At 72.9% G+C, this 1,721-nt stretch carries 3 protein-coding genes; 2 read left to right on the top strand and 1 reads right to left on the bottom strand.

The genetic code is table 11. The features are described 5' to 3' along the window. Nucleotides 1-793 (bottom strand): alpha/beta hydrolase (locus HLK59_RS49855; RefSeq protein WP_240983104.1); only part of this gene is annotated, 793 nt, incomplete at its 3' end. Nucleotides 794-932: 139 nt separating this feature from the next. Between HLK59_RS49855 and HLK59_RS49850 the strand changes: the two genes are divergently transcribed. Both HLK59_RS49850 and HLK59_RS49845 read left to right on the top strand, forming a co-directional pair. After that, nucleotides 933-1,442, top strand: a complete 510-nt coding sequence (locus HLK59_RS49850; RefSeq protein ID WP_171148305.1) for a hypothetical protein — start codon at nucleotides 933-935, stop codon at nucleotides 1,440-1,442. A gap of 48 nt (nucleotides 1,443-1,490) precedes the next feature. After that, nucleotides 1,491-1,721, top strand: a 231-nt coding sequence (locus HLK59_RS49845) for a hypothetical protein (protein ID WP_171148304.1), incomplete at its 3' end; no start/stop codon positions are given.

Below are 1,721 nucleotides of genomic sequence, written 5' to 3'. Positions count from 1 at the left end.
ATGTGTATGAGAGAGACCCCGTGAACTCCTCGATGGCCCGCGCCAGTTGTTCCGGCTCTTCCAGGTGTACGTCGTGACCGGCGCCCGGCACCACCCTCACCCGCGTGTCCGGGCGCAGCTCCCGCATGTCGGTGGCCTCCGTCGGACGCATCGTGCCGTGCTCGCCCTGGACCACGAGCGTCGGGCAGGTGATGCGCGACCACTCCTGCCAGTAGGCGTTCTCGGCCAGTTCCGCCAGCGACTCGACCATGCGGTCCCGGTCGAAGCGCGGATGCCAGCCGTCCGCGCGTTCCTCCAGCCCCCTCGCCCACCCCTCGTGCCCGAGAAAGCCCTCGGCCTCCGCGAGGGACCGGAACGGCGTCGGCCAGCTGTCCAGCCATCCCCCGATCCGAGCCGGAAGGTCGGGACTCGGCCCGGCCGGACCCGCCTCTACGAGGACCAGCGCGGCCACCAGTTCCGGGCGGGCGGACGCCAGCAGCATCGCCGTATGCCCGCCGAGGGACTGGCCGATGAGGGTTACGGGGCCCAGCCCGAGCTCCTCGATCAGGGTCACCGCGTCGCCGACGTACGCCGCCCTGGTCACCGTGGGCGGGCGGCGGGTGCTGGTGCCGTGGCCGCGGGCGTCGTACGCGACCACCCGGAAGCCGGCGGCGAGCAGCCGCGGGGTCAGGTTGTCCCACTCGCCCAGGTGGCCGGCGAGTCCGTGCAGGAGCAGGGCGGTGCGGGTGGCGCCGGGCGGGGCGTGGTCGCGGTACTCGATCCGTGTGCCGTCGGCCGTCGTGAGGTGGCTCAAGTGGCCCCGCCTTCTCTCAGTGCGTCCCGGGACCGGGATTCTGTGGCGCTCCTGTTGCCGGAACTGTGGGCTCCGCCACAGCGGCACGGAGCGAGCCCTGTTGGACTCGACGGCACAGAGGATCACAACGGGGGTCGCGGTGCTACTGCTCAACCTGCTGTTCGTCGTGGTCGCGGTGGTCGCCGCCTTCGCTCTCGCCGGGCACGGCGTCGGCCGGCTGGTCGATGGTGGCGTACGGCGCTCAGGGCTCCCCGTGCTGCTCCGCGGCCTCGCCGCGCTCGCGGGCGCCGTCGCCGCCGCCTGCTACGCGTGGGGTCTGCTCATCGTCTGCGGTGCGGTGCTGACCGCGGAGGACGGCGGTACGGACTCGTCGCCGCCACAGTCCTGTCGTACGGCGGGCTGGTGGGAGCGGCACGAGCGGGGCATCGAGATCGTCGACTGGTCGGTGAACTACGTCCCGCTCGGGTTCGTGTGCGAGACCAGTGACGGCGGGAGCTACGACAACGGGGACGTGCCGGGGTACGTCAGTCCCGTCGTGGCCGGTTTCGGTCTGGGCGGCGTCGGAGCCGCGATCGCCGCGGGGTATGCGACGGAGCTCGGGGCCCGTAGGGAGAGGCCCGGCGGGGGCGCTGTCAGAGGCGAGGGTTAGCCTCGGACATATCGATGGTGATCAGTAGGAAACGGTGGGAGGCAGGGCATGGCGAAGGTTCCCAGCGCGGTGGTCGCGGCGGGCGGGCTCGTCGGTGGGTACGGGGTGGCCCGTTGGACCAGGAAGCGGCAGCTGGGCGGGGTCGTGCTGGCGGTCGCCGGGGCCGCGGCCGCGCAGCAGTGGCGGCAGCGGGCGGGCGGGAAGGCCGCGGGCGCGCTGACGGCCGCGTATGTCGCCGCCTTCGCGGGTTCGCATCCGCTGGCCAAGAAGGTGGGCGCC

This window comes from Streptomyces sp. S3(2020) (assembly GCF_013044505.1).
Taxonomy (GTDB): Bacteria; Actinomycetota; Actinomycetes; order Streptomycetales; family Streptomycetaceae; genus Streptomyces.
The sequence above is the reverse complement of the archived record's forward strand: the minus strand, read 5'-3'. Positions and strand labels throughout refer to the sequence as shown.